This window comes from Streptomyces sp. NPDC031554, assembly GCF_055580685.1.
This window is the reverse complement of sequence record NZ_JBVIKX010000007.1, coordinates 118,814-144,453: the sequence shown is the minus strand read 5'-3', so window position 1 is coordinate 144,453 and position 25,640 is coordinate 118,814. Positions and strand designations below refer to the sequence as shown.

22 protein-coding genes are annotated in these 25,640 nt (G+C 75.0%); 11 read left to right on the top strand and 11 right to left on the bottom strand.

Annotation, left to right across the window (positions count from 1 at the left end; translation table 11 throughout):
* The first annotated feature begins 166 nt into the window (after nt 1-166).
* Nucleotides 167-634 carry an MSMEG_6728 family protein gene (locus ACZ5FU_RS19915; protein WP_451528552.1) on the top strand — a complete coding sequence of 156 codons (468 nt, stop codon included), beginning with the start codon at nt 167-169 and terminating at the stop codon, nt 632-634.
* Between the two features lie 74 nt (nt 635-708).
* Here the strand turns inward: ACZ5FU_RS19915 and ACZ5FU_RS19910 are convergent, their stop codons facing one another.
* The gene (locus tag ACZ5FU_RS19910; protein WP_451531227.1) at nt 709-1,113 is read right to left on the bottom strand and encodes a DUF4190 domain-containing protein; all 405 of its coding nucleotides are present in this window, start codon (nt 1,111-1,113) and stop codon (nt 709-711) included.
* Between the two features lie 232 nt (nt 1,114-1,345).
* Between ACZ5FU_RS19910 and ACZ5FU_RS19905 the strand changes: the two genes are divergently transcribed.
* From ACZ5FU_RS19905 to ACZ5FU_RS19895, 3 genes are all read left to right on the top strand, one after another.
* Complete coding sequence (locus tag ACZ5FU_RS19905) at nt 1,346-1,492, top strand: hypothetical protein (protein ID WP_366060574.1); 147 nt, start codon at nt 1,346-1,348, stop codon at nt 1,490-1,492.
* An 84-nt stretch (nt 1,493-1,576) separates the two neighbouring features.
* Nucleotides 1,577-3,490 (top strand): molecular chaperone HtpG, encoded by a 1,914-nt coding sequence (gene htpG / locus ACZ5FU_RS19900; protein ID WP_451531228.1) that lies wholly within the window; start codon nt 1,577-1,579, stop codon nt 3,488-3,490.
* Nucleotides 3,491-3,643: 153 nt separating this feature from the next.
* Nucleotides 3,644-4,045, top strand: a complete 402-nt coding sequence (locus ACZ5FU_RS19895; protein ID WP_451531229.1) for a hypothetical protein — start codon at nt 3,644-3,646, stop codon at nt 4,043-4,045.
* Nucleotides 4,046-4,069: 24 nt separating this feature from the next.
* On the opposite strand, the gene ACZ5FU_RS19890 is transcribed toward ACZ5FU_RS19895, so the two are convergent.
* The 6 genes from ACZ5FU_RS19890 to ACZ5FU_RS19865 all read right to left on the bottom strand — a co-directional run bounded on the left by ACZ5FU_RS19890 (nt 4,070) and on the right by ACZ5FU_RS19865 (nt 10,826).
* On the bottom strand, nt 4,070-4,957 hold the full coding sequence (locus ACZ5FU_RS19890) for an oxygenase MpaB family protein (protein WP_451531230.1): 888 nt from the start codon (nt 4,955-4,957) through the stop codon (nt 4,070-4,072).
* A gap of 167 nt (nt 4,958-5,124) precedes the next feature.
* The gene (locus tag ACZ5FU_RS19885) at nt 5,125-5,832 is read right to left on the bottom strand and encodes a hypothetical protein (RefSeq protein ID WP_451779860.1); all 708 of its coding nucleotides are present in this window, start codon (nt 5,830-5,832) and stop codon (nt 5,125-5,127) included.
* Nucleotides 5,829-7,490 carry a serine/threonine-protein kinase gene (locus ACZ5FU_RS19880; protein WP_451779862.1) on the bottom strand — a complete coding sequence of 554 codons (1,662 nt, stop codon included), beginning with the start codon at nt 7,488-7,490 and terminating at the stop codon, nt 5,829-5,831. The genes ACZ5FU_RS19885 and ACZ5FU_RS19880 overlap by 4 nt, the downstream gene beginning before the upstream one ends.
* 199 nt (nt 7,491-7,689) lie before the next feature.
* The gene (locus tag ACZ5FU_RS19875; RefSeq protein ID WP_451531233.1) at nt 7,690-8,838 is read right to left on the bottom strand and encodes a serine hydrolase domain-containing protein; all 1,149 of its coding nucleotides are present in this window, start codon (nt 8,836-8,838) and stop codon (nt 7,690-7,692) included.
* 162 nt (nt 8,839-9,000) lie between these two features.
* Nucleotides 9,001-10,224, bottom strand: a complete 1,224-nt coding sequence (locus tag ACZ5FU_RS19870) for an MFS transporter (protein ID WP_468646385.1) — start codon at nt 10,222-10,224, stop codon at nt 9,001-9,003.
* Entirely contained in the window at nt 10,221-10,826 is a 606-nt protein-coding gene (locus tag ACZ5FU_RS19865; protein WP_451531235.1) for a helix-turn-helix domain-containing protein, read from the bottom strand. The genes ACZ5FU_RS19870 and ACZ5FU_RS19865 overlap by 4 nt, the downstream gene beginning before the upstream one ends.
* On the opposite strand from ACZ5FU_RS19865, the gene ACZ5FU_RS19860 reads away from it, so the two are divergent.
* Nucleotides 10,825-11,346, top strand: a complete 522-nt coding sequence (locus ACZ5FU_RS19860; protein WP_469045885.1) for a GNAT family N-acetyltransferase — start codon at nt 10,825-10,827, stop codon at nt 11,344-11,346. The genes ACZ5FU_RS19865 and ACZ5FU_RS19860 overlap by 2 nt on opposite strands.
* A 147-nt stretch (nt 11,347-11,493) precedes the next feature.
* On the opposite strand, the gene ACZ5FU_RS19855 is transcribed toward ACZ5FU_RS19860, so the two are convergent.
* Nucleotides 11,494-12,660 (bottom strand): S1 family peptidase, encoded by a 1,167-nt coding sequence (locus ACZ5FU_RS19855; RefSeq protein WP_451531237.1) that lies wholly within the window; start codon nt 12,658-12,660, stop codon nt 11,494-11,496.
* A gap of 863 nt (nt 12,661-13,523) precedes the next feature.
* Here ACZ5FU_RS19855 and ACZ5FU_RS19850 point away from each other — a divergent pair.
* Nucleotides 13,524-15,320, top strand: coding sequence for a sigma-70 family RNA polymerase sigma factor (locus ACZ5FU_RS19850; RefSeq protein ID WP_468646384.1), 1,797 nt, complete (start codon nt 13,524-13,526; stop codon nt 15,318-15,320).
* A gap of 408 nt (nt 15,321-15,728) precedes the next feature.
* Here ACZ5FU_RS19850 and ACZ5FU_RS19845 read toward each other — a convergent pair whose 3' ends face one another.
* Nucleotides 15,729-16,226 (bottom strand): peptidylprolyl isomerase, encoded by a 498-nt coding sequence (locus ACZ5FU_RS19845; RefSeq protein ID WP_451531239.1) that lies wholly within the window; start codon nt 16,224-16,226, stop codon nt 15,729-15,731.
* Between the two features lie 668 nt (nt 16,227-16,894).
* Between ACZ5FU_RS19845 and ACZ5FU_RS19840 the strand changes: the two genes are divergently transcribed.
* The 3 genes from ACZ5FU_RS19840 to ACZ5FU_RS19830 all read left to right on the top strand — a co-directional run bounded on the left by ACZ5FU_RS19840 (nt 16,895) and on the right by ACZ5FU_RS19830 (nt 20,437).
* Entirely contained in the window at nt 16,895-18,325 is a 1,431-nt protein-coding gene (locus ACZ5FU_RS19840) for a 3-hydroxybutyrate oligomer hydrolase family protein (protein ID WP_451531240.1), read from the top strand.
* A gap of 343 nt (nt 18,326-18,668) precedes the next feature.
* A complete protein-coding gene (locus ACZ5FU_RS19835) occupies nt 18,669-19,553 on the top strand; it encodes an alpha/beta fold hydrolase (RefSeq protein ID WP_468838047.1) in 885 nt (294 codons plus the stop codon).
* A gap of 104 nt (nt 19,554-19,657) precedes the next feature.
* Nucleotides 19,658-20,437, top strand: a complete 780-nt coding sequence (locus tag ACZ5FU_RS19830; protein WP_451531242.1) for an SDR family NAD(P)-dependent oxidoreductase — start codon at nt 19,658-19,660, stop codon at nt 20,435-20,437.
* A gap of 152 nt (nt 20,438-20,589) precedes the next feature.
* Here the strand turns inward: ACZ5FU_RS19830 and argG are convergent, their stop codons facing one another.
* Together argG and ACZ5FU_RS19820 are read right to left on the bottom strand one after the other, a co-directional pair.
* Nucleotides 20,590-22,044 carry an argininosuccinate synthase gene (gene argG, locus ACZ5FU_RS19825; RefSeq protein WP_451530180.1) on the bottom strand — a complete coding sequence of 485 codons (1,455 nt, stop codon included), beginning with the start codon at nt 22,042-22,044 and terminating at the stop codon, nt 20,590-20,592.
* 93 nt (nt 22,045-22,137) lie between these two features.
* Entirely contained in the window at nt 22,138-22,299 is a 162-nt protein-coding gene (locus ACZ5FU_RS19820) for a hypothetical protein (protein ID WP_469045883.1), read from the bottom strand.
* A 319-nt stretch (nt 22,300-22,618) separates the two neighbouring features.
* Here ACZ5FU_RS19820 and ACZ5FU_RS19815 point away from each other — a divergent pair, with 319 nt between their 5' ends.
* On the top strand, nt 22,619-25,114 hold the full coding sequence (locus tag ACZ5FU_RS19815; RefSeq protein WP_469045881.1) for a molybdopterin oxidoreductase family protein: 2,496 nt from the start codon (nt 22,619-22,621) through the stop codon (nt 25,112-25,114).
* Nucleotides 25,111-25,602: a hypothetical protein gene (locus ACZ5FU_RS19810; RefSeq protein WP_451530182.1), complete on the top strand. Its 492-nt coding sequence runs from the start codon at nt 25,111-25,113 to the stop codon at nt 25,600-25,602. Before ACZ5FU_RS19815 ends, ACZ5FU_RS19810 begins: the two co-directional genes overlap by 4 nt.
* Nucleotides 25,603-25,640 lie beyond the last annotated feature (38 nt).

Genomic DNA, 25,640 nt, shown 5'->3' with positions numbered 1-25,640 from the left:
TGGGCCGACCCGGCCCGCCCGGCCGCCCCCCCCCCCCGGGGGGGGGGGCCCCGGGGGGGCGGGCCGCCCCCCCCCCCCCGGGGGGGCCCCCCCCCCCCCGGCCGCCGCCCGCCCCCCCCGGGGGGGGGCGCCCCACGGCTCCCCGTTCTCCCGTCAGGGGCGGCCTGTGCAGACCTTCCTCCCCCACCCCGACTTCACCGCGACCGCCGCGGTCCTCGACCCGCGCCGGCTGGGGAAACAGCGCGTCGAGACCCTCCAGGTGCTGCGCGGCCTGACCGTGCCCGGCTACGGCTGGCGGCACCATCCGGCGGTCCGCATGTGGACCGGCTACGAGGAGGCGCTGGTCCGCTACGGCCTGGAGATCTGCGGGACGTGGACCGCGGCCGGCCGCGCCGACACCTGCGCCGTCTCCCTGACGGCCGGCCTCACCGACAGCCGCGGCGACACCGGCGTCCGGACGCAGCGGGAGCTGGCCGACGCAGGCGAACTGCCGCCGTGGCTGGGCGACCCGGAGTTCCACCGCAGCCACCGGTCCGCCCTGGTGCGCAAGGACCCGGACTTCTACGGCCGGCTCTTCCCGGACGTGCCCGACGACCTGCCCTACGTGTGGCCCGCCTCGGACCGGACGCCCTGACGCCACGCCCCGAGGTGGCGGGGCGTGGCGTCAGGGCGTCCGGTGGCAGGGCGTGAAACGCCGGAAGCGGCGGCTCAGTCGTTCACGTCCCGGTCGAAGTCCTTCGCGCACTGCTCGCGTTCGGCCTGCGTGCCGGCGTGCTCGACGCAGTCGGAGTAGTTCTGGAACTCGTCCGAGTTCAGCAGCGACACACCCAGGGCCAGGACGACCGACGAGCCGATCAGGCCGAGGGCTCCCGTCACCGCGCCGATGACGGCCATGACGCCGTTGGTCGCGACGCCGCGCCTCGCACGGCGACGCCCCAGGACGCCGAAGACCACGGCGAGCAGGCCGAGGACGATGCCGCCGACGACGGTCCAGAAGGACACGACGGCCACGACGCCCAGCACGAGCGCCGCGATCCCGAATCCGTTGCGGGGCCCGGGTGCCGTGCCGTACGGGGGGCCGGGCGGTCCGTACGGGCCTTGAGCCGAGGTCATGACGGTGACTCCCTCCGGTGCGCGGATCGCTGTCGCGGTGCCGCCCGCCTCCGCGCGGTCGCGGACGGCGGGTGCACGTCGGCTGCCCCCTCCCGCCGGTCCCATGCCCGTGACCGGCGCACCGCCTCGCGAGGGCCGAACCCGCCCGCCGGCCGGGCTCCTTGGGCCTGATCGGCGCCCGGCCGGGTAGACGGTCGAGGACCGGCGACCGATCCGACCCGAGGAGGACGACATGGCCACTGTCATCCAGCGCATCAAGGAGTTCAGCCGCAGCCCCCAGGGCCGCCGCACCATGGAGCAGGTGCGCCGCACGGCCTCCGACCCGCGCCGGCGGGCCCAGGCGCGCCGGCTGCTGGACCGGCTGCGCACCCGGCGGTAGGCGGCCGGGCGGGCGGGTGACCGACTGTTCTAAAGTGACTGCCGTCAGTCAGGATGACCTGGGACGGAGAGGTAGTCGCTCATCATGCCGACCGAAACGTTTGAGTTCCGCGTAGAGGCCCGTCAGCTGCTGCAGTTGATGATCCACTCGATCTACTCGAACAAGGATGTCTTCCTGCGCGAACTCGTCTCCAACGCCTCGGACGCGTTGGACAAACTGCGCCTCGCGGCGCTGCGCGACGACGCGCCGGACGCCGACGTGTCCGACCTGCACATCGCCATCGAGGCCGACGGCGCGGCCCGCACCCTGACCGTGCGGGACAACGGCATCGGCATGTCGTACGACGAGGTGACGGAGCTGATCGGCACCATCGCCCACTCCGGCACGGCCGCGTTCCTCGAACAGCTGCGGCAGGCCGACGACCAGGCCGGCGCCGAGAACCTCATCGGGCAGTTCGGCGTCGGCTTCTACTCCAGCTTCATGGTGGCGGACGAGGTCACCCTGGTGACCCGGCGGGCCGGCGAGGCGCAGGGCACGCGCTGGTCCTCGCGCGGTGAGGGCACCTACACGCTGGAGACCGTGGAGGGGGCACCGCAGGGCACCGCGATCACCCTCCACCTCAAGCCGGCCGACCCCGACAACCAGCTCCACGACTACACCTCGCCCTGGAAGCTCCGGGAGATCGTCAAGCGGTACTCGGACTTCATCACGTGGCCGATCCGGATGGCCCCGCAGGCCCCGGCGGACGACGACGGCGACGGCGCCGCGCGCGAACCCGAGACGCTGAACTCGATGAAGGCCCTCTGGGCGCGGTCACGCGACGAGGTCGATGAAGCGGAGTACCACGAGCTCTACAAGCACATCAGCCACGACTGGAACGACCCCCTGGAGACCGTCCGGCTCCAGGCGGAGGGCACCTTCGAGTACCAGGCGCTGCTGTTCATCCCCGCGCACGCCCCGAACGACCTGTTCACCCAGGGCCACAAGCGCGGCGTCCAGCTCTACGTCAAGCGCGTCTTCATCATGGACGACTGCGAGGCGCTCCTCCCGCCGTACCTGCGGTTCGTGAAGGGCGTCGTCGACGCCCAGGACCTCTCGCTCAACGTGTCCCGCGAGATCCTCCAGCAGGACCGCCACATCCAGCTGATGCACCGGCGGCTGGCGAAGAAGGTCCTGTCCGCGGTGAAGGACATGATGAACGGCGCCCCCGACCGGTACGCCACGTTCTGGCGGGAGTTCGGCCCCGTCCTGAAGGAGGGGCTCGTCACCGACGCGGACAACCGCGACGCCCTCCTCGCCGTCTCGTCGTTCGCCACCACCCACGACGCCTCCGGTCCGACGACGCTCAAGCAGTACGTGGAGCGGATGAAGGACGGACAGGACGCCGTCTACTACGTGACCGGCGACTCCCGCGACGCAATCGAGAACTCGCCGCACATGGAGGCCTTCCGGGACCGCGGCATCGAGGTCCTGCTGCTGACCGACCCGGTCGACGAGGTGTGGACCGACGCCGTCGCCGAGTTCGACGGCAAGCCGCTGCGGTCCGTGGCCAAGGGTGAGATCGCCCTCGACGGCGACGCCACCGAGGACGAGCCCGCACAGGACCGGGAGAAGCGGAACGAGGAGTACGCCGACCTGCTGACCTGGATGAAGGAGCAGCTGGGGGAGGACGTCAAGGAGGTCCGGCTGTCCTCCCGGCTCACGGTCTCCCCGGCCTGCCTGGTCTCCGACACCGACGACCTGACCCCCGCTCTGGAGAACCTCTACCGCGCGATGGGCCAGGACGTCCCCCGCACCCTGCGCATCCTCGAACTCAACCCCGACCACACGCTCGTGAAGGGCCTCAACCGGGCCCTGCGCGACCGGACGGACCGGACCGCGCTCGCCGAGGACGCACAACTCCTCCACGGTCTCGCGGTACTTGCGGAAGGCGGCCGGCCGAAGGAGCCCGCGCGCTTCACCCAACTCCTCGCGGAACGCCTGGAACGCGCCCTGTAGCAGAGGGACTTGAGAAAGGGGCGACGCCACGCACGGAGCGTCGCCCCCCGGCGCGTTGTCAGCGGTATGTTGAAGAATGCGCGAAAGCGAGATCAACTCCGGGCGAGACGGGGTAGGCGGTCTCGAGTCCCTGTCTGAAAGAGGTCACCGCTGATGCCGCTCACCGCGATACGGCCGCACTCCGCCGACACGCCTCGCACCCCGGCCACGACCGACATCCTGCGCATCGTCTCGGACGCCCGGACGCCGGTCTTCGTCACCGTGCACGCCAACGGCCGCCGCAGGTACAGCTACTGGCGACCGCTGGACTCCGCGACCGGCAGAGGCGGCTGTTACGTCGCCCTGCCCACCGCGGAGTGCGACGAACTGCAGGCCGCCGGCCGCATCGTCCTCGGCGACCCCCTCACCGACCCCACGAAGACCACCTACCGGGTCCGGCCGCAGCGCGCCTCCCAGGCCCCCGCCCGCATCCCCTCGGCCCTCCGCCGTCCGGCCCCGGCCCCGGTCCCGCATCCGGTTCCGACCCGGTCCCGGTCCCGCATCCGGGCGGCGTGAGACGGCACCCGCGGCACCGTCCCGTCAGACCGGCGGCGTGAGCACGGCGCGCCGGGCCGGCGTCATCGCCCAGCGGATCGCCGCCGTCATCGCGGCGCCCAGCGGCCGTACGCACAGGTGGTCGACCACGGCGAGCCGGGGCAGGCGCAGCTCGGCGGCGGCCCAGTCGGGCAGCAGCGACACGGCGTTGGCGGCCAGCACACCGTAGGGCAGACGGGCGATGAGGGGGACCGGCGGGTTCAGCAGGAGGAAGCGGGCGGTGTCCCGGGCCTCGGGGGCGGCGCGCAGCTCCGGACGGTACGCCGACAGCCGCGCCGCGAGCGACTCCCTGCTGCGCGGCGGATCGGGGATCCCGAGGGCGACGGCGATCCGTGCCGTGTCCTCGACGTAGCCGTCGCACTCCTGCTCCGACAGGGGTCGCAGACCGTAGCGCTGGTGCGCGCGCAGGAAGCTGTCGACCTCGGCGACGTGCACCCAGGCCAGCAGGTGCGGGTCCGACGCGCGGTACGGCACCCCGTCCGCGGTGACCCCGCGGACGCGTTCGTGGACGGCGCGGACCTGGTCGCAGGCCTGCTGGGCGTGCTCGGCGGTGCCGTACGTCGTCGTGGCGAGGAAGGTGCTGGTGCGCTGGAGGCGGCCCCAGGGGTCGCCCCGGAAACCCGAGTGCGCGGCCACGGCGGCCATGGCGAGCGGGTGCAGCGACTGGAGCAGCAGGGCGGAGAGCCCGCCGACGAACATCGAGGCGTCGCCGTGCACCCGGCGGACGGGGCGCTCCGGTCCGAACCAGCGCGGGCCCGGTGTGCCGTGGATGCGGGCGCGGTTGCGCACCCCGTCGGGTCCGGCGACGCGCGTGAAGAGGCCCTGCCCCAGCCGCTCGCGCGGACTCGGGCCACCCGTTCCGATCGTCCTCATGGCTGCCGCGACCTCCTCTCGGCCCGCCGGGAAGCGCGGGCTCGGGACGTCCGTACGTTCCTTCCCCTCCCTGTCTACCCCCATTCGTCCCGTCGCAGCGCGCGAGACGGGACGCGCGAGGCGGCGCGCCGGCGGCGGCAGGGACGGCCGGTGGCGGCCGGCGGTGGTCAGGAGCAGTCGTACACGAACCGGGCCTCGGCCGATCGCCGCTCGGGCGACAGCACCCGCAGCTGAGCCACCGCCGTGTGCCGGCCGAGCCCCCGGAAGGTCCACAGCAGCTGGAGCCGCACACGGTGCTGGCCCCGCGCGACCTCGGCGTGCCGTACGGCGGAGGAGGTGCCGTCGCTGCGCACCCACCGGTAGGAGAGCGTGCCCGGCCGGCCGTCGGTGCGGATCACCCCGACCACGCCGGCCGTCGTGTCACAGCCCTGGAGCTCCCGCGCGACCGCCACCGACACCCCGCGCACGCCCACCGTGGACGCCGTGTGCTCACGCCAGAACAGGAACAGGACGGCGGCGACCAGCACCAGCGCGGGCAGCGCGTGGCGCCGCAGCCGGCGGCGCGGTGGCGGGGGAGCCGCGGGCACGGGCGGTGCCGGACGAGGGCGCCGGGCCGGGGCCGCCGTCACGCCGGGGCCGAAACGCAGGACGGTCCCGTCGTCGGGAACGGTCGCCGGGCCGGCCACGAGGGTCGGGGCCGGGCCGGGAACGGGTGCCGGGCCGGACGAGGGTGCCGGAGCGGACGCGGAGTCGTGTCCGGGGAGCTGGACCCAGTGGCTGGCGAGCACGGTCGCGCTGTAGTCGTCGTCCCCGGCCCCGGGTCCCGCCGGGGGGAGGGGACCGGACGCGGGCGTCGTGCCGTCGGGAGTGGTCATCGGAGGTCACACTGCCTGGTCAGGAGCTGCTGGGAGGCGCCGCCACCGGCGGCGGGGCCGGTGTCGACCCGGACCGTCCAGTAGCAGCCGGTGCCCCGGAAGGCGTGGTCGACGGTGAAGGAGTACCGCGTGGCACCGCTGTGCCGCTGCGTCGTCGGTGTCCCGTCGCCGTTCCCCGGCCGGCCGCCGACGTCCCCGGTGAACCAGCCGACGGTGACGGAGAACGGGCCGGTGCCGTCCGTCGTGACGGTGACGTCCGCCGTGGCCGTGCCGGGCCCGGTCTGCCGGAAACCGGTCACGGTGACGTCCTCCACCGCGGGCGGGCCCGGGGGCGCGGAGGTGCCGGCCGTCGCGCTCGGAGAGGCCGGCGCCGTGGGCTCCGCGGTGGCCGGCCCCGTACTCGGGACGGTCTGCGACGGGGAGGGCGCGGGGGCCGGGGACGCGGACGGGGGAGCCGGGCTGCCGGACGTGACGGTCGCCGACGGCGCGGCGGAGGGCGTCACCGCCGTCGTCGTCGCTGCCGTCGCCGCCGGCGGCGCGGTGTCCGGCGGGACCGTGCCCGTGGGCGGAGCGGGCGCGGCGCTCGTGGTGGCCAGTGCCTGCGCGGCCTGGCGGGAGTCGGCCACGGTGTCCGCGCCGACGCCCCGCGCCGCCAGGACCGCCACGAGCACGACGGCCACCGACACCGCGAGCCCCGGCCAGGTGGGCCGCCACGGACGCAGCCCGCCGCCCGCGCCGCGGCCGAACACCGTACGGGCCGTGTCGGTGGCGGTCGTCGGCGTCCGGCCGCCGGCCGCCGGACGGGCGAACAGCAACAGGGCCGCCAGCGCGGCCAGCCGGCCCCGCCCCCGCTCCTCCCAGCCGTCCCCGTACGCCGCCACGGCGACGTCCTCCAGCTCCGCGACGAACGCGGCCGCGTCCGAGGGCCGCCGCTCCGGCGACTTGGCCAGCCCCCGGCCGACCAGCGGCCGCACCGCCTCGGGCACCTCCGCCACCGGGATCGCGCCCTCGACGTGCTGCAGCGCCAGTTCGGCCAGGTTGTCGCCCCTGTAGGGCCGGTGCCCGGTCAGGCACTCGAAGAAGGTGGCCGTGGCGGCGTACACGTCACCGGCGGGCGAGGCCGGAGCGCCGGTCCACTGCTCCGGGGCCATGTAGGCGGGCGTCCCCGCGGCACCGGCCCGCACGCCGGCGTCCACGGCGATGCCGAAGTCGACCAGCTTGGACACGCCCTCGGACGACACCAGGACGTTCTCGGGTTTGTAGTCCCGGTGGACCACACCGACCCGGTGCGCGTCGGCGAGACCGAGCAGCGAGCCCTTGAGGACGGTCAGCGCGGCCTCGGGCGACAGCGGGCCCTGCCGGGCCAGCGCGGCCCGCAGGGAGACGCCGTCCACCAGTTCCATCACGATGGCGGCGCCGTTCGTCGCCTCGACGTACTCGTAGAGACCGGCCACGTACGGGCTGCTCAGCCCGGCGAGCAGCTGCGCCTCCGCGCGGAACCCGTGCACGAAGCCCGGCCGCGTCCGCAGCGACTCGCTGAGGTACTTCACCGCGACCGGCACCCCGGTCGGCTCGTGGACGGCCAGCACCACCCGCCCGCTCGCCCCGGACCCGAGTTCGAGCGACTCGGAGTACCCCGGTACCGCCCATGCGTTCATCGCCGTCCCCCAGCCCGCACCGCGTCCGTGTCGTCGCGCCCCGGCACACCGGGCCACGCGGACGAAGACACGTTTCCGGCCGGAGCGGTTGCAGTCCGGCCGCGGACGGTCGCACCCGGCCCGCGGCCGCCGGGCGGGGCACGCCGGGCGGGGTACGCCGGGCGGGGTACGCCGGGCGGGGTACGCCGGGCGGCCCGCGTCAGGCCGTGGCGGCCAGCCGCCAGAAGTCGCGCATCAGGGCGGGCGGTGTCGGCCCGGCCATCGCCATCTGGGTGAGCAGGACGGACACCGTCCCGTCGGCGGGGACCAGGTGGGCCGACGTGCCGGAGCCGCCGACCCAGCCGTAGCGGCCGGGGACGTTCCACGGGTGGATCCGCTCGACGTCGACGGCACCGCCGTAGCCCCAGCCCTGGCCCTCCAGGAACAGCCCGCAGGAGGCGCGCTGCCCGGGCGTGAGGTGATCCGTCGTCATCCGGCGCACGGCCTCCTCCGACAGCACCCGCCGGCCCTCCGCCGTGCCGCCGGCCAGCAGCATCCGGGCGAAGGCGAGCCAGTCCCCCGCGGTGGACACGAGGCCGCCGGCGCCCGAGGGGAAGGCGGGCGGTTCGCTCCACTGGCCGTCGGGCGGGTCCATCACCTCGGGTGTCCCTCCCTCGCCCGGCCGGTAGAGGGTGGGCAGCCGGTCGAGCCGGCCGGCCGGCACCCAGAAGGCGGTGTCGGTCATCCCGAGCGGTTCGAGGACGCGTTCCGCCAGGAACTCCGGCAGCGGCTGCCCGGACACCCGCGCCGCCAGCACCCCCTGGACGTCGGAGGCGGTGTTGTACAGCCACGCCTCGCCCGGGTGGCGCACCATCGGGATGCGCGAGAGGCGGTCCATCCACGTGTCGGGCGCGGGCGTGTACCGGGGGTCCAGGCCGGACTTCTGGAGCGTCCCGAAGAGCTGCCGGACGGCCGGGAGCGAGAAGTCCTCGGGGAAGCCGTGGCCGGCCCGGAAGGTGAGCAGGTCCTCGACCGTGACGTCGCGCCGCGCCGGGACCACGTCGTCGGGGTCCGCCCACGGGGTGCGCACCACCCGGGGGGCGGCGAGTTCCGGCAGCCGGCCCTTCACCGGCTCGTCCAGCGCCAGCCGCCCCTCGTCGACCAGCGTCAGCAGCGCCGCGGCCATCACCGGTTTGGTGATCGAGGCGAGCCGGAACAGGGTGTCCTCCCGCATCGGAGGGCCGCCGCCGAACTCGAACGTCCCGGCCGCCACCGTCTCGGTCCGCCCGCCCCGCGCCACCAGGGCCACCGCCCCGGGGACCGTGCCGTCGTCGACGTACCGCCGCAGGAGGTCGTACAGGCCGCTCATGGTGTTCCGCCTTCCGTCCGCCGGCCCGCCGGTGCGCGGGACGGCCCCGCGCAGGGGAGACCGGGCCGGCCGCCGGAACTCATCGGTCCCCGCCGGAGCGCGCGGCGGGGACCTGAGCGGAACACGCCGGCCGGCCGCTCTCCGGCGCCGCGTCCTTCGGGGTCAGGGGCGCCGGAGAGCGGCCGGCCGGTGCCGTTCCTCCTCGGCTCCCCCGACCCGCCGGGGGCCGCCCCGGCGCGCGGCGGCGAGCCCGCCGGCGGCGAGGAGGGCGCCCAGGGCGGTGAGGACCGTGCCCCGCCAGCCGAACGCGTCGAGGAGGGGCCCGGTGAGGGCCGCGCCCACCGCGCCGACGGCGAAGTAGAGCACCAGGTAGACACCGGTGAGACTGCCGGCGCGGTCGGGGTCGACGGCGACGACGACGCTCTGGTTGGCGGCCTGCGCGGCGAAACAGCCCGCGTCGAACAGGGCCAGCCCCGCCACGGTCGCCGCCGGGTGCGGGAAACCGGCGGCCAGGACCGCCGTGCCGAGCGCGGCGACCGCCATGGCCCCGACGGTGACCCGGCCCGGCGTGTACCGGTCGACCAGGCGACCGGTGAACGGCAGCGCCACGAACCCGAGGAGACCGGCCAGGCCGTACAGGCCGATGGCGGTGGCGTCGAGGGAGTACGGCGGACCCGCCAGGGTCAGGGAGAGGGCCACCCAGACGACGTTGAAGGCGAAGTACCACAGGCCGCCCAGGACCACGGCGCGGCGCAGCGGGCGGTGCCGGCGCAGCAGGGGCGCCATGGCCGCGAGCGCGGCGGGGTAGCTCCCCCCGGGGCGCGGGCGTTCGCGGGGCAGGAGCCGCGAGGTGGCGAGCGCGCCGAGGAGGGCGAGGCCGGCGAAGACGAGCAGCATGCGGCGCCAGCCGAGCAGGTCGGCCAGGCCTCCGCCGGCCCAGCGGCTCAGCAGGATGCCGGCGGACAGGCCGGTGGCGACGGCGGCCATGGCCCGGCCCCGCCGGCCGGGTGCGGCGTAGCGGCCCGCGATGGCGCCGGCCTGCGCCGCGACCCCGGCCATCGCGCCGATCAGCAGACAGGCGGTCAGCAGCACCGGCGCGTTCGGCGCGGCGGCGGCCAGCGCGAGCGCCGCGGCCAGGCCGCACAGCTGGACGCCGACCAGCCGGTGCGGGGCGACCCGGTCGGTCAGTGGCAGCAGCAGCGCGAACCCCGCCGTGCAGCCGACGAGGCCGGCCGTCGGGACCAGCCCCGCCGTGGCGGGGGACAGGCCGAGGTCGGCGGCCACGTCGGTGAGGGAGGGCTGCAGTACGTAGTTGTCGGCGATCGCCGCCGCCGCGGTGCCCGCGAGCAGAGGGGTGCCGTACCGGGGGAGGACCGGGCCGCTCACGGGCGGTCGGCCTGGGCGCGGATGACGGCGTACCGGCATTCGGCGTCGCCGTCGTTGGCGAAGGTGCAGGGGGCGGGCTCGCCGAGCTCCACGGTGTCGCCGGGGCCGAGGTCGTGGACGGTGGCCCCCTCGTGGAAGGTCAGCCGTCCGTCCAGCACCCACACGACCTGCCGGGCGAACGCGAAGGACGCCGCCGGGTACGACACCGCCGCCCCGGCGGGCAGCCGGATCTCCGCCGTCTCCACGGGGAAGCGCGGTCCGGTGATCTGACGGCGCCGGTAGCCGGTGTCCGGGTCGCGCCACTCGGCCGCGTCGCCGTACCGCCGCACCCCGGCCGTACCCTCGGACCCGTCCGCCCCGGACCCGTGCGTCTCGGCCTCGGCGAGCGCCAGCAGCGAGGAGACGCTGAGCCGGAAGGCGGCGGAGAGCTTGCCGAGCACGACGGCCGTGGGGCTGCTCTCGCCCCGTTCGACGCGGTGGATCATCGCGCGGGAGACCCCGGAGGCCTCGGCCAGTTCGCTGAGGGTCCAGCCGTGCCGCTCGCGCTCGGCGCGGACACGGAGGGCGATCCGCTCCACCAGGGGATCTACTATGTTGGACATGGTGACAATATATGAGAAGCGCGAGGTGGTGCGGGTCCGTCCGGCGACCTCGGCCGACGGCGAGGCCATCCGCGTCATCCGCAACCACGCCGTCGCCACCTCGACGGCGCTGTGGACCGACACCCGGCAGTCGCCGGCCGACGCCGAGGTCTGGCTCGCCGTGCACCTCGCGCGGGGCTCGGCGCTCGTCGCGGAGTCCGGCGGCGAGATCGTCGGGTTCGCGGTCTACGGCCCCTGGCGCGACCTCGACGGCTACCGCCACACCGTGGAGAACTCCGTCTACGTCCGCGAGGGCAGCCAGGGCCGGGGGATCGGCGGCGCGCTGCTGGGCGCCCTCGTCGAGGCGGCGCGCGCGGCCGGGCACCACAGCATGATCGCCGGGATCGAGTCGGGCAACGCCACGTCGATCCGGCTGCACCGGCGGTTCGGGTTCACGGAGGCGGGCACGGTGCGCGAGGCGGGACTGAAGTTCGGCCGGTGGTTCGACCTCACGATCATGCGGCTGGCGCTGGAGGGCTGACCCCGTGCGCGGCGACGGGGGCGGGGCCGCGGGCGCCGGCGTACGGACCCAGGGGTGCGGGTGGGGCCGCGGGCGCCGGCGTACGGACCCGGGGGCGCGACCGGCCTGCCGGCCGGAGCTTTCGGAGCCCCCCGGGTCCGCCGCGGATCAGGCCGTGTGCAGGGTCAGCCCGTAGCGGTTGAGGATCTCGTTGACCGGCTGGAACCAGGTCTCCCCGCCGCTGCCGCAGTTGCCCCAGCCGCCCGAGGTGACGCCCTGCGCCTGGTCACCGCTGAGGAACGAGCCGCCCGAGTCGCCGGGTTCCGCGCACACGCTGGTCTTCGTCATCTGGTGCACCGCGCCCTGGCTGTAGTTCACCGTCTCGTTCTTGGCCAGCACCCTGCCGCAGTGCCAGTGCGTCGTCGAGCCCGACCGGCAGATCGAGCTGCCGACCGGCGCCTCGGCCGAACCGCGCACCAGCTGGTCGGGGATGGTCCCCCAGCCGAGCACGACCGGTACGGTCCACCAGCCGCTGCCGACGTTCACCCAGGCGTAGTCGTTGTCCGGGAACGACGAGCCCTGGAAGGCGCCGACGTAGGAGCCGTCCCAGCCGCTGACGCCGGCGCCGGCCCGGCCGCAGTGCCCCGCGGTGACGAACCCGCCGTGCACCGAGAAGCCTATGGAGCAGCGGACGTTGCCCGTGTAGTACGGGTCACCGCCGACCGTGCCCGCCGCGAAGGTCCGCGGCGCGGCGGCGACCGTCTCGACGCTGACCGGCCCGGCCTCGCGGGCCCGGGAGACGAACCGGCGGACATCGTTGTCGGCGGCCCTGTCCCGGACCACCTCGACCACCAGCGCGTTGGCCTCGGGGTCGACGTGCCAGCTGCTCACCCCGCGCGGGGCGGGCAGCCGGTCCACGCGCTCCTTGGCGGCGTCGAGTTCGCGCGCGCTGTGCTCGACGGTGCGCACGGCGGCGCCGGTGGAGCGGACCGCGCGCAGCGTCGCGGGGGAGGCGTCCGAGGTGACGGCCACGGTCAGCCGCCCTTCCTCCTCGTCGAACCACGCGCCGCCGTAGGAGGGTCCGGCGGCGCCGCGGGCCCGCGGCTCCACGGCGGTGGCGGTGCGCTCGGCCGAGAGCCGCCGCTCGGCCTGACGCTCCGTCAGGCCGAGGTCACGCCGCATGGCGGCCAGCAGTCCGGTGGAGACCGTCCGGGAGTCCGCGGCGGACGGTGCGGGGGAGTCGTTCGCCGCCGCGGGCAGGGCGGCGCCGGTGGTCCAGCTGCCGGCCAGGAGCAGGACGGCGAGTCCGGCGTACTTGAGTCTGCGGTGTCTCACGGGAGTTGCCCCTTCGTCGTTCCAACAAGGTGGGGTGGAACAACCGCGTCTGAGAGCGCTCTCGTACGGATGGGGTAGAGGGTAGCCACCGGTCGTGGACAGGTCCATACCAATTGCAGACTTCGGTCTGCCGACGTCCCGGCGCCCGCACGTTCCGGCGCGCGTACGCCTCGGCATGGGCACGCCCCGGCATGGGCACGCCCCGGCGTGCGCCGGGTGGGCGCACGCCGGGGCGCCGGGCCGGTGGGTGCGGGGTCGCGGGGCCGGTGCCTTCGCGGCGACCGGTCCGGTGGAAGCGGATCAGCGGCCGCGCATGGCGCTGGTGGCGAAGAAGCCGGTGGCGGCCGCGGTGATCAGGGCGCAGACGGAGAGGAGGATCGTACGGCGCATCGAAGTGCCTTTCCCGATGACGGTGGTGGGGCCCTGCACAACGCCGCCCGGCGCTCCGCCGCTTCGCCACCCGGCCGATGCCACCCGTACGGATGCGTCCGGAGGGGGCGTGCGGAGGAGGCGTGCGGAGCGCGCCGCCCCGGAAGCCGCCGCGCGGCACCGCCGGTCCCCACCGTCCTCGCCGACTTCGCCGCGCCCGTCACGCCCGTCACGCCCGTCGCGTTCGTCGTGCCTGCCGTCGCCCCGGGGCAGGGCGTCGCGGACGTGGTGGACGGCTCGCCAACGGCCTTACGGCGGCAGGCCGTCGGGCCGGACGGCGGCCCGGTGTGACCTTCCCCCTTGCGGTGGCGGGGCGGGACGGTGAGCATCGCACCACACGAATTTCCGAATAACTGTTATCCGAGGCTGCCTCAGAGATCTCCCTTGTCACGGACAGCAACGTTCGGCATCGACGACAGGGAAGCGAAGCGGTCATGAGCACTCAGCACACGAGGGAGTCGGCGGCACTGGTGGTCGCCGCCCGAGAGGGCGACCCGGCGGCACAGGACGCCCTGGTCGGCGCGTACCTTCCGCTGGTCTACAACATCGTGGGCCGGGCGCTGAACGGTTCCGTGGACGTGGACGACGTGGTCCAGGAGACGATGCTCCGCGCCCTGGACTCACTGGCCGCGCTGCGCGACCCGGGGAGCTTCCGGTCGTGGCTGGTGGCCATCACCATGAACCAGATCCGCGCGCACTGGCAGCAGCGGCAGTTCGCCCAGGGACCCGTGGAGGAGGCCGGCGACCTGGCCGACCCGGGCGCCGACTTCGTCGATCTCACCATGGTGCGGCTCCAGTTGTCGGGCCAGCGCCAGGAGACCGCGCGCGCCACGCGCTGGCTCGAGCCCGAGGACCGGAGCCTGCTGTCCCTGTGGTGGCTCGAGTGCGCCGGCGCGCTGACCCGTGCCGAGGTGGCCGAGGCCCTGGAACTGTCCCCGCAGCACGCCGCCGTCCGCGTGCAGCGGATGAAGGCGCAGCTGGAAGCCGCACGCGTGGTCGTGCGGGCGCTCGACGCCCAGCCGCCCTGCGAGGAACTGCGGGGCGTGCTGGCGAGCTGGGACGGACGGCCGTCGGCGCTGTGGCGCAAGCGGACAGCCCGGCACGCCCGCGGCTGCACGCGCTGCTCGGGCCTGTGGAGCGGCCTGTTGCCCGCGGAGGGACTGCTCGCCGGCCTGGCACTGGTGGCGGCGTCGCCCGCGCTGGCGGCCGGGATTCGCGCGGCCCGCGACCCGTCGGCCATGACCGCGACGGGAGCCTCCGCCCCGCTCGGCACCGGTCACGGCCTCGGCAACGGTCACGGCCTCGGTACCGGTCACGGCCTCGATACCGGTCACGACCTCGGTGGCGGGAGCGCTGCCGACGGCCTCGACTCCGGGGCCGGCTCCGGCGTCGGAACGGGCGAGGGTGTCGTGGAGACCGTCCGCTCCGGCGGCCACCGCTCACCGGGAGGGCGGACCACCGCCCGCGGCGCGGCGCGGCGCAGGCGCCGTGTCCGGCGGCGGGCGGCCGGCGCGGCGGTCGTGGCCGTCTGCGTGGCGGGCGGCGGGTTCTACTGGTTCGGGACCGGGCCGGGCGACGAATCCGGCGAGGGGAACGCGGCACGGACCGTCGACGAGGCGCTCCTGACGGAGCCCGCCACGCCCGGCACCACCCCCGTGAACTCCCCGTCCGCCTCGGCCTCCACCTCGGCCTCCGCCTCCCCGTCGGCGTCCCCGTCCGCCTCGAAGTCGTCCGCTCCGAGCGCCTCCCCGAGTCCCCGGACGAGCGGGAGCACGCCGCCGGCCACGGCGAAGGCCCCCGCGCCGAAGCCGGCCGCTTCGCGCACACCGGTCGCGCAGTCGGCTCCGTCCGGCCGGGCGGCACAGGTGATCGCCCTGGTCAACGAGGAGCGGGCGGCGGCCGGTTGCGGTCCGCTGACCGATGACGCGAAGCTGCGGGCCGCCGCGCAGGGCCACTCCGACGACATGGCCGCCCGCGACTTCTTCGACCACACCGATCCGGACGGCGGCGACCCCGGCAAGCGCATCACCGCCGCGGGCTACCGCTGGTCCACCTACGGGGAGAACATAGCCAGGGGCCAGCAGACCGCCGAGTCGGTGATGACGTCCTGGATGAACAGCCCCGGACACCGGGCCAACATCCTCAACTGCGCCTTCAAGAACATCGGCGTGGGCATCCACGACGGCGACGGCGGCCCCTGGTGGACGCAGAACTTCGGCGCCAAGCTGTGAGCGGACGCCGTACCGGCCGGCGCGCCGGGCGTCCGCCCGGCGCCGGCCTCGGCCGGCCGGCTCGGCGCCGATGAGGAAGAGCGGTGAGGTGTCACCGCAGCGTCCGTCGTGACCGCCCCGCGGGGCGGGCGGCGAGCGGTGGCCACCACCTGTCCTTCAAGAAGAACTCTGCCGACCCGGTCGACTTCCGGCTCCCCCTCATGAAGAGCGTGACCGACGCGGCGGCCGAGGACCCTCACGGTCGAGCAGGGGGACCCCGTCGCCCGGGCGACGGCACGCTCCGCGACCGCTCACGCGGGCACGTCCCGCCCGGACACCCGGGCGGGACGTGCCCGCGCGCGGGTGTTCCGGGGGACGTGACGAGTCCCCACGGGCCGGCCGTGTGCCGGCGGCCCGTGGGGCACGGGATCAGAGCTGGCCGGAGGACGCGATGGTGATCTTCGCGGAGGTGCTGCCGCTCTGCGAGCCGAGGGACTCGATCTTCCGCACGAGTTCCATGCTGGTGTCGTCGGCGACCTCGCCGAACACCACGTGCTTGCCGTCCAGCCAGCCGGTCACGACCGTGGTGATGAAGAACTGCGAACCGTTGGTGTTCGGACCGGCGTTGGCCATGGACAGCAGGCCGGGCCGGTCGTGCTTGAGGGTGAAGTTCTCGTCGGCGAACTTCTCGCCGTAGATGCTCTTGCCGCCCGTGCCGTTGCCGCGGGTGAAGTCGCCGCCCTGGAGCATGAAGGAGGGGATCACGCGGTGGAAGGAGGAACCGGCGTAGCCGAAGCCCTTCTCGCCGGTGGCCAGCGCGCGGAAGTTCTCCGCGGTCTTCGGCACGACGTCGTCGAACAGGTTGAAGGTGATGCGCCCGGCGGGCTCGTCGTTGATGGTGATGTCGAAATAGACCTTGGTCGTCATGCCCCCATCCTGCACGTTCCGGCGACCGCTGCCGAATCGAGCCCCCTCGTGTCGGGCGGCGCGTGCCCGCCCGGGCACGCGCCGGGGCCCCTCGGGACACCACCGGACCGCCCCTCCGGCCGGGTCCGGCAGCCCTCGCCGGACGGCACGATCCGTGCGGACGCGCCCGGCGGTCCGCGGTGCCCGCGACCGTGCCGCTGCCCGGTGCAGACCCCCGCGGTGCCGGTCGACGGGCCGCTCGGCGGACCGGCTCCCCCGGGTCACCGGGGGAGCCGCCGTGCGGCCACCGCCACCGCCCGGAAGAGCCGTCGTCCCGCCGTCCCGCTTCCCGGCCGACAGGGCCACGCCCGGGGCCACCGACACCGGCGTCACCCCGAGCGGGAAGCCGTTCGACGGGACCGCCCGCCCCCGCCCCCGCCCCTGACCCGGGGCCGGGGCGCGGCCGTCCGGAGCCGTCCGGGGCCGGCGGCCGCGCGCGGTACCGGCCGCGCAAGGCCGCCGGCCGGGGCAGGGGCGGCCAGGTACGGCGTCGGCCGGGACAAGCATGGCCAGGCATGGCGTCAGCCCACTTGAAGCACGGGACAGGCATGGTGGGCGCGCACATGTCCGGCGCCCTCCGCCGCCGCCTAGCCTCCAGCCGTCACGTCCGTTCCCGCTGGAGGTCGTCCATGGCTCCGCTCCCCACCGCCGCCCCGCCGACGAGACGGCGCGCCGTCCTCGGCGCCGTCGTCCTGGCCGCGGCCGCGGCCCTGCTGCCCTCGCCCGCGGACGCCGGTCCGGCCCCCGGCGCCGCCACCGGCCACTGCGCGGGCCTGTCCGGACTGCGGGTGCCGGGCGCGGCGCACCAGCGGGCGGCCTGCCTGACCGAGCTGACCACGGCCGGAACCGTCGCCTCGGGACACACCGACCCGGCCGACTGGGCCGGACTGACCCCGAAGGACCTGACCGTCCCCAGCGGGGTGCCGGGGATCCAGATCGACGGGTACTTCCCCGACACCTCGACCACCAACACCAACCACGGCTGGAACCACGACGCCCAGTTCGTCGTCCGGCTGCCCGACCGCTGGAACGGCGGCCTCGTCGTGGCCGGCACCCCCGGCAACCGCGAGCAGTACGCCAACGACCGGGCCATCGCCGACTGGGTGCTCGCCCGCGGCTACGCCTACGCCGCCACCGACAAGGGCAACACCGGCCTCGCCTTCCACCGCGACGGCGCCCGCCCCGGCGACGCCGTCGCCGAATGGAACACCCGCCTCACCCAACTCACCCGCGCCGCCCGGGCGGTGGTCGCCCGGCGCTACCACCGGCCGCCCGCCCGCACCCTCGCCACCGGCATGTCCAACGGCGGCTATCTGGTGCGCTGGCAGCTGGAGAACCACCCGGAGCTGTACGACGGGGGAGTGGACTGGGAGGGCACGCTCTGGCGCGCGGAGGGCCCCCACCTGTTCACGTTCCTGCCGCCGGCCCTGCGCCACTACCCCGCGTACGCCGCCGGCGGCCCCGACGCCGGGCAGGCGCGGGCGGAACTGCACCGGGCGGGCTTCCCGGCCGGCTCGGAGTTCCTGTGGCCGTTCCACCACCAGGTCTACTGGGACCTGACCCAGCGCGTCTACCGCGAGGAGTTCGACCCGGCCTTCGACGGCCCCGCCGAGGCCGGCACGCCGTACTGCGCCCCGGGTTCGGTTCCGGGCTGCGACGCCGACTACGACTATCCGGCCCGCCCCGCCGACGTGCGCGCGGCGGTGGACCGGGTCGCGCTGACCGGCCGCATCGGCAAGCCGCTGATCACGCTCCACGGCACCCTGGACGTCCTGCTGCCCATCACCCGGGACTCCGACGTGTACGCCCGGATGGTCCGGGGAGCGGGCCGCGGCGGCCTGCTGCGCTACTACCGCGTCGAGGACGGCACGCACACCGACGCCCTGGTCGACGCCTTCCCCGACCGGCTGCGCCCCCTGCTGCCCTGCCACCGCTCGGCCTTCACCGCGCTGGAGGCCTGGCTCTCCGGCGGCCACCGGCCGCCCGCGAGCCGCACCCTCGCCCGCCCCGCGGACGCCGACCCGGCCACCCTGCTGGAGAACTGCCCCCTCACCGGCTGACCGTGCCGCCCGCCGCGACGGCCGGGCCCGCTCCGGAGAAGACGGTCGGGCCCGCTCCGGCGAAAGGGCGTACGGCCGGGGCGGGCCGACCGCGGCCGCCTCCCGGGCGCGGCGGGCGACGACCGCGTGGACCGCGGTCCCGGACCGCCCGGCGTCGTCCCTCCCGCCGGGCCCCGCGGCAGAAGTCGCTCTACCGGCGCAGTGACAAACAGGGCCGGGCGGGCGTTGAACCTCCCATGGAACATGCCCTCATCACAGCGGCCCCGCCGACACCGAGCGACCGTGCGAGCTCGTGGTCCCGCAATCGTCACGACCGCGGCCCGACGGCCGGACGGAACCGCCGATGACCGGGCGCAGGCGTGAGCACCGCCTGCAGTTCGAGGGGTTCACCTATCTCTGCCGGGTGGTCGAGGCGCCCGAACCGGTCACCGGGCCGCTCGTCGTGGTCGGCGGCATGATGCAGGACCGCGGTTCCTGGGCCAACTACGAGAAGCTGCTGCTCCCGCACGTCTCCCTGGTCACGGTCGAACTCCCCGGCTTCGGCGCGGCCGACCCGCTCCCGGCCGCCCACGGCTACGACTTCCTCGCCGCCGCCCTGCACCACCTGCTCGTCGAACTCGACATCCGTGACGCGAACCTGCTCGGCACCTGCTACGGCGGCGCGATCGCCCTGCGCTGCGCCCAGCGGTACCCCCGGCACGTGTCCCGGCTGCTGCTCGGCGCGATGACCGGACGACTGCCGCAGCCGTACCTCGGCATGATCCCGCGGTGGCGGGCGATGGTGGCGGAGGACCGGCGCGACGAGCTCGCCGACAGCCTGATGGCGACCTTCATGAAGCCGCTGGACCGCCGGATCCCGCGGCACCCGGCCGTCTGGCGGATGCTCAGCCACCAGTTCCGCACCCAGAGCGGCCAGGACCTCGCCAAGGCCTGCGACCACAACGCCCGCATGCTGCTGCACGAGTGGTACGAGCCGATCGCCCTCGACATGCCCGCCGTGGTCTACACGGGCGAGCAGGACCACCTCACCACCCCGGCCCAGGGGCGGCGGCTGGCCCGCGAACTGCGGGCCCCGTTCGCGACGTTCCGCGACGCCGACCACATGTTCACGCTGGAACAGGACGTCGCGCACGCTGACCTCGTCGTCCGGTTCTGCACCGGCGAGCCGCTGACGGACCTGCCCTACCTCAGCCTCCTGGAGCACCCCGCCGACGCGGCCGCCGTCTGACGCGCCGTCCGCCGCCTCCCGGCCCGTGCCGGTACCGGGAGGCGGCGGACGGCGGGAGGGCGACGACGGGACCGGAAGACGACGACAGGCCCTAGGGTGCCCTCATGACCTCGCGCGACCACCTCTTCGACATGTTCTCGCTGGACGGCCTGACCGCCCTGGTCACGGGCGGCAGCTCCGGCATCGGCAGGGGCATCGCCGGGGCCCTCGCGCGGGCGGGGGCGAGCGTGGTCGTGGTGGCCCGCAAGGAGCGGGAACTCGCCGCCACCGTCGAGGAGCTGACGGCGGACGGCTGCCGCGCGGGCTGGGCGGCCGGCGACCTGAGCACCCGCGACGGGGTGCGTGCGGCGGCGGAGCGGGCGGCCGCGGTGTTCGGCGAGCCCGACATCCTCGTCAACAGCGCCGGCGTCAACCTGCGGCCGCCCCTGGGCGAACTGGACGACGACGTCTGGGACACGACGATGGCGGTCAACCTGGAGGCGCCCCACCTGCTGAGCCGGCGGTTCGGACCGGGCATGGCCGAGCGGGGCTACGGACGGATCATCCACGTCACCTCCCAGCAGGCCCACCGGGCGTTCGCCGACAGCGGCGCCTACGGCGTCTCCAAGGGCGCGCTGGAGTCGCTGGCCCGCTCCCAGGCCGAGGCCTGGTCGCCGTACGGCGTCACCTGCAACACGCTGGTGCCCGGGTTCGTCATGACGCCGCTGAACGCGCGGCTGTCCTCCGACCCGGAGAAGGTGGCGGCGCTGGCCGCGCGCACGATGGTCGGCCGGAACGGGCTGGCCGAGGACTTCGGCGGGGCCGCGGTCTTCCTGGCCGGCCGCTCCTCCGCCTACGTCACCGGTCAGTCGGTCTTCGTGGACGGCGGCTTCTCCGTCCACTGAGCGTCCGGCGGCGCGTCCGGCCCGTGCCGGGCCGGACGCGCCCCGTGGCCGGCCGTCCGGCGGTGTCCGCCGCCCGGCACGGCGGCCCGGGACGCACGTGAGGGGCGGTCCGGCACCCACCGGTGCCGGACCGCCCCTCACGTGACGGGACGTCAGTCCGTGCCGAACTCCATGGCGGCGCGGTCCAGCAGCTCGTCGTCCCCGGGGATCTCGCCGCGCGAGGCGATGGCCTCGGCGCCGCCCCGCGGCATCTCCGGCATGGTGCCGATGAGGCCGGTCGCGGCCGCCTGCGCGGCACCGACGGCCGGACCGCCGGTGCCGATCAGACCGAGTCCGACGTACTGCTCCAGCTTGGCGCGCGAGTCGGCGATGTCCAGGTTGCGCATGGTGAGCTGGCCGATCCGGTCCACCGGACCGAACGCGGAGTCCTCGGTGCGCTCCATCGACAGCTTGTCCGGGTGGTAGCTGAACGCCGGGCCCGTGGTGTCGAGGATCGAGTAGTCCTCGCCGCGCCGCAGCCGCAGGGTGACCTCCCCGGTGACCGCCGAGCCGACCCACCGCTGCAGCGACTCCCGGATCATCAGCGCCTGCGGGTCCAGCCAGCGGCCCTCGTACATCAGGCGGCCCAGCCGGCGGCCCTCGGTGTGGTACTGGGCGAGGGTGTCCTCGTTGTGGATGGCGTTGACGAGACGCTCGTACGCCGCGTGCAGCAGGGCCATGCCGGGCGCCTCGTAGATGCCGCGGCTCTTCGCCTCGATGATCCGGTTCTCGATCTGGTCCGACATGCCGAGGCCGTGCCGGCCGCCGATGGCGTTCGCCTCCATCACCAGGTCCACGGCGGAGGCGAACTCCTTGCCGTCGATCGCCACCGGGCGGCCCTGGTCGAAGCGGATGGTCACGTCCTCGGTGGGGATCTCGACCGAGGGGTCCCAGAACCGCACGCCCATGATCGGCTCCACGGTCTCCACGCCCGTGTCGAGGTGCTCCAGGGTCTTGGCCTCGTGGGTGGCGCCCCAGATGTTGGCGTCGGTGGAGTACGCCTTCTCCGTGCTGTCACGGTAGGGCAGGTCGTGGGCGACCAGCCACTCCGACATCTCCTTGCGGCCGCCCAGCTCGGTCACGAAGTCCGCGTCCAGCCAGGGCTTGTAGATCCGCAGGTGCGGGTTGGCGAGCAGCCCGTAGCGGTAGAACCGCTCGATGTCGTTGCCCTTGAACGTCGAGCCGTCGCCCCAGATCTGGACGTCGTCCTCCAGCATCGCGCGCACCAGCAGGGTGCCCGTGACCGCACGGCCGAGGGGCGTCGTGTTGAAGTACGCGCGCCCGCCCGAGCGGATGTGGAACGCCCCGCAGGTGAGTGCGGCCAGGCCCTCCTCGACCAGCGCCGCGCGGCAGTCGACGAGGCGCGCGACCTCGGCGCCGTACGTCTTGGCACGGCCGGGCACCGACGCGATGTCGGGCTCGTCGTACTGGCCGATGTCGGCGGTGTAGGTGCAGGGGACGGCGCCCTTGTCGCGCATCCACGCGACCGCGACGGACGTGTCGAGGCCGCCCGAGAAGGCGATGCCGACGCGTTCGCCGGCGGGAAGGGAGGTGAGGACCTTGGACATAGGAAGAGTATGCAGCATCTCGCATGATCATGCAAAGGGGGTGTTCTGCATCACCACGCGACACCGCGTCCGGTCCCTCGGCACGGCGCCGGATCAGCTCCCCGTTCCCGTCCCGGTCCCGGTGTCGGGCTCGTCGTCCCTCTCGCCCTCGGCCTGGGACGGCGTCGGGTGGTCGGGGGAGGGCGTGTCGGTCCTGTTCGCGGTGTCGGGCTCCTCGGGCTCGCCCTCGGCCTGGCTGGGGGTGTGGTCGTTCACGGGAGCGCTCCTCGGTCGTGTCGTCGTCCGGACGCGGGGGCGTTCCGGACCGGTCGCGGCCGGCACCGCCGGCCTGGCGGCCGGGTGCCCCGGCGGCGGCCCCGCCAATCGGCGCGTCGCCCCCGACCGCCGGGGAAGTGCGCCGGCCTCCGTTACGGCGCGCTCCCGAGGGGTACCGGGAGCGGGCGGCGCGGCACGCGGTGCCGCCGGGACCGCCGTACCGCGCCGGGCACCGCCGGGACCGCCCGGACGCCGCGCCCGTACGGGGCGGAGGCGCAGGGACCGCCGGGAGGCAGACGTGAACCCTTCGGAGGCAGACATGGGCGCTCCGGTGGACCGGATCGCACGGCCGTGGGGCGGCCGCACCCCCTACGGGCCGCACGAGCCGTGGCCCGTGCGCGTCGACACCCACCTGGCGGCGGGCGTCGACCCGGCGCGGGTCCAGCGGTGGGTGCAGGCGGCGTCGATCCTGCACTCCGACGGCGACGCCATGGACATCGCCGTGCTGGACGGCCGTATCGCCGGGGTGCGCGGCCGGGCGGGCGACCGGGTCAACCGCGGACGGCTGGGACCGAAGGACCTCTTCGGCTGGCAGGCCAACGCCTCCCCGGACCGGCTGACCACACCGATGGTCCGCCGCGACGGACGCCTCGTCGCGTGCGACTGGGACACCGCCCTGGACCGGATCGTCACCCGCTCGCGGGACCTGCTGGACGAACGCGGCCCGGGATCGATCGGCTTCTACACCAGCGGACAGCTGTTCCTGGAGGAGTACTACACGCTCGCGGTGCTGGCCCGGGCCGGCATCGGCACCCACCACCTCGACGGCAACACCCGCCTGTGCACGGCGACCGCCGGCGAGGCGCTGAAGGAGTCGTTCGGCTGCGACGGACAGCCGGGCAGCTACGACGACATCGACCACGCCGACGTCATCGCGCTGTTCGGGCACAACATCGCCGAGACCCAGCCCGTGCAGTGGATGCGGATCCTCGACCGGCTGGAGGGCGCCGACCCGCCCCGCCTGGTGTGCGTCGACCCGCGCCCCACCCGGGTGGCCCGCGCGGCGGTCGTGCACCTGGCCCCGCGCGTCGGCACGAACGTCGCCCTGCTCGACGCGCTCCTGCACGAGATCGTCCGGACGGACCGCGTCGACCACGCCTTCCTCGCCGCGCACACGGTCGGGTTCGAGGAACTGGCCGCACGGGTGCGGGAGTGCACCCCCGCCTGGGCGGCCGGGATCTGCGACGTGCCGGCCGCGCGGATCGAGGAGGCCGCGGAGCTCCTCGGGACGGCCGAGCGGCTGCTGTCCACGGTGCTGCAGGGCGTGTACCAGTCCCACCAGGCGACCGCGGCGGCCGTCCAGGTCAACAACCTGCACCTCGTGCGCGGCATGCTCGGCAGGCCCGGCGCCGGCGTCCTGCAGATGAACGGGCAGCCCACCGCCCAGAACACCCGCGAGTGCGGCGCGAACGGCGACCTCCCCGGATTCCGCAACTGGCAGAACGACAGCCACGTCGCCGACCTGGCGCGGGTGTGGAACGTCGAACCGGAGACCATCCCGCACCACGCCCCGCCCACCCACGCGATGCAGATGTTCCGCTACGCCGAGCAGGGCTCGATCCGCATGCTGTGGATCAGCGGCACCAACCCGGCGGTGTCCCTGCCCGAACTGGCCCGCATCCGATCGATCCTGGAGCAGGACCGCCTCTTCGTGGTCGTCCAGGACCTCTTCCTGACCGAGACCGCGCAGCTGGCCGACGTCGTCCTGCCCGCGGCCACCTGGGGCGAGAAGACCGGCACGTTCACCAACGCCGACCGCACGGTCCACCTGTCCGACAAGGCCGTCGAACCGCCCGGCCTGGCCCGGCCCGACCTGGACATCTTCCTCGCCTACGCGGCCCGCATGGACTTCCGCGACAAGGCCGGCGCACCGCTCGTCACCTGGCACGACCCGGAGTCCGCGTTCGAGGCGTGGAAACGGTGCAGCGCCGGCCGGCCGTGCGACTACACCGGCATCACCTACGACAGGCTGCGCGGCGGCAGCGGCATCCAGTGGCCCTGCAACGAACAGGCCCCCGACGGCACCGAACGCCTCTACACCGACGGGATCGCCTGGGCGCACCCCGACGTCTGCGAGAGCTACGGCAAGGACCTGGTCACCGGCGCGGGCGCCGACGCGGTCGAGTACCGCTCCCTCAACCCGGACGGGAAGGCCGTCATCAAGGCGGCCGGCTACCTGCCGCCCCACGAGATCCCCGACGACCGGTACCCGTTCCAGCTGACCACGGGCCGCACCCTCTACCACTTCCACACCCGGACCAAGACGGCACGCGCCCCCCAGCTCGACGCGGCCGCCCCCGACGTGTGGGTGGAGGCGTCCGAGTCCGACGCGGCCCTCCTCGGGCTCGCCGAGGGCGACCTCGTGGAGGTCGCCACCCCGCGCGGCGCCCTGCGGGGCCGGCTCCGGGTGACCGGCATCCGGCCCGGCCTGATCTTCGTCCCCTTCCACTACGGCTACTGGGACACCGCGGGCGGACACGCCCCGGACGGCGACACGCCCCCGCGTGCCGCGAACGAGACGACCGTCACCGACTGGGACCCCGCCTCCAAGCAGCCGCTGTTCAAGACCGCGGCCGCCGCGCTCCGCCTCGTGGAACGCGGCGACGGCGCTCCCGCCCCCGCGCCGACCACCGGCGCGTCCGCCCCCGCCCGCGCCGGCTCCGTACCGGCCACCACGGGCGGGACGGCCGCCCTGGCCACGTCCGCCCCCGCCGCCGAGGCGGGCGGCCGCGGCCGTGAGGAGGACGCCGGATGAACGGCACCGCGCTGACCCTGCGCGCCCTGCACCACGGCGAGGAACACCTCGCCGGGCAGCTGACGGCGGTCGCCGAACGGCACCGCGCCGACCACGAGATCCACCACGTCGCCACCGACCTCGCCCGCTGGTCCCGCGAACACGTCCGGCGCCTGGCCGGCGCGGGCGGAGCCCACGGCCTCGACCTCGACGGCTCCACCGGGACCCCCGCGCCGGGCATCCTGTCGACACTGCGGGAGAAGGCCGCCGAAGCGGTGGGCCACCGCCCCGAGCCCGGTCTGCTGCTCCTGCGCGACCTGCGGCGGCTGCACCTGGACGCCACCGGCAACTCCCTCCACTGGGAGATGCTCGCCCAGGTCGCACAGGCCACCCGGGACGACGACCTCCTCGCCCTGGCCTCCTCGTGCCACCCGCAGACCCTGCGGCAGCTGCGCTGGACCAACACCATGATCAAGACCCTGTCGCCGCAGATCCTGACGGCTCTGTGAGGCGGCGGCCCGAACCCGGAGGAGGACGGGGCCGGCCC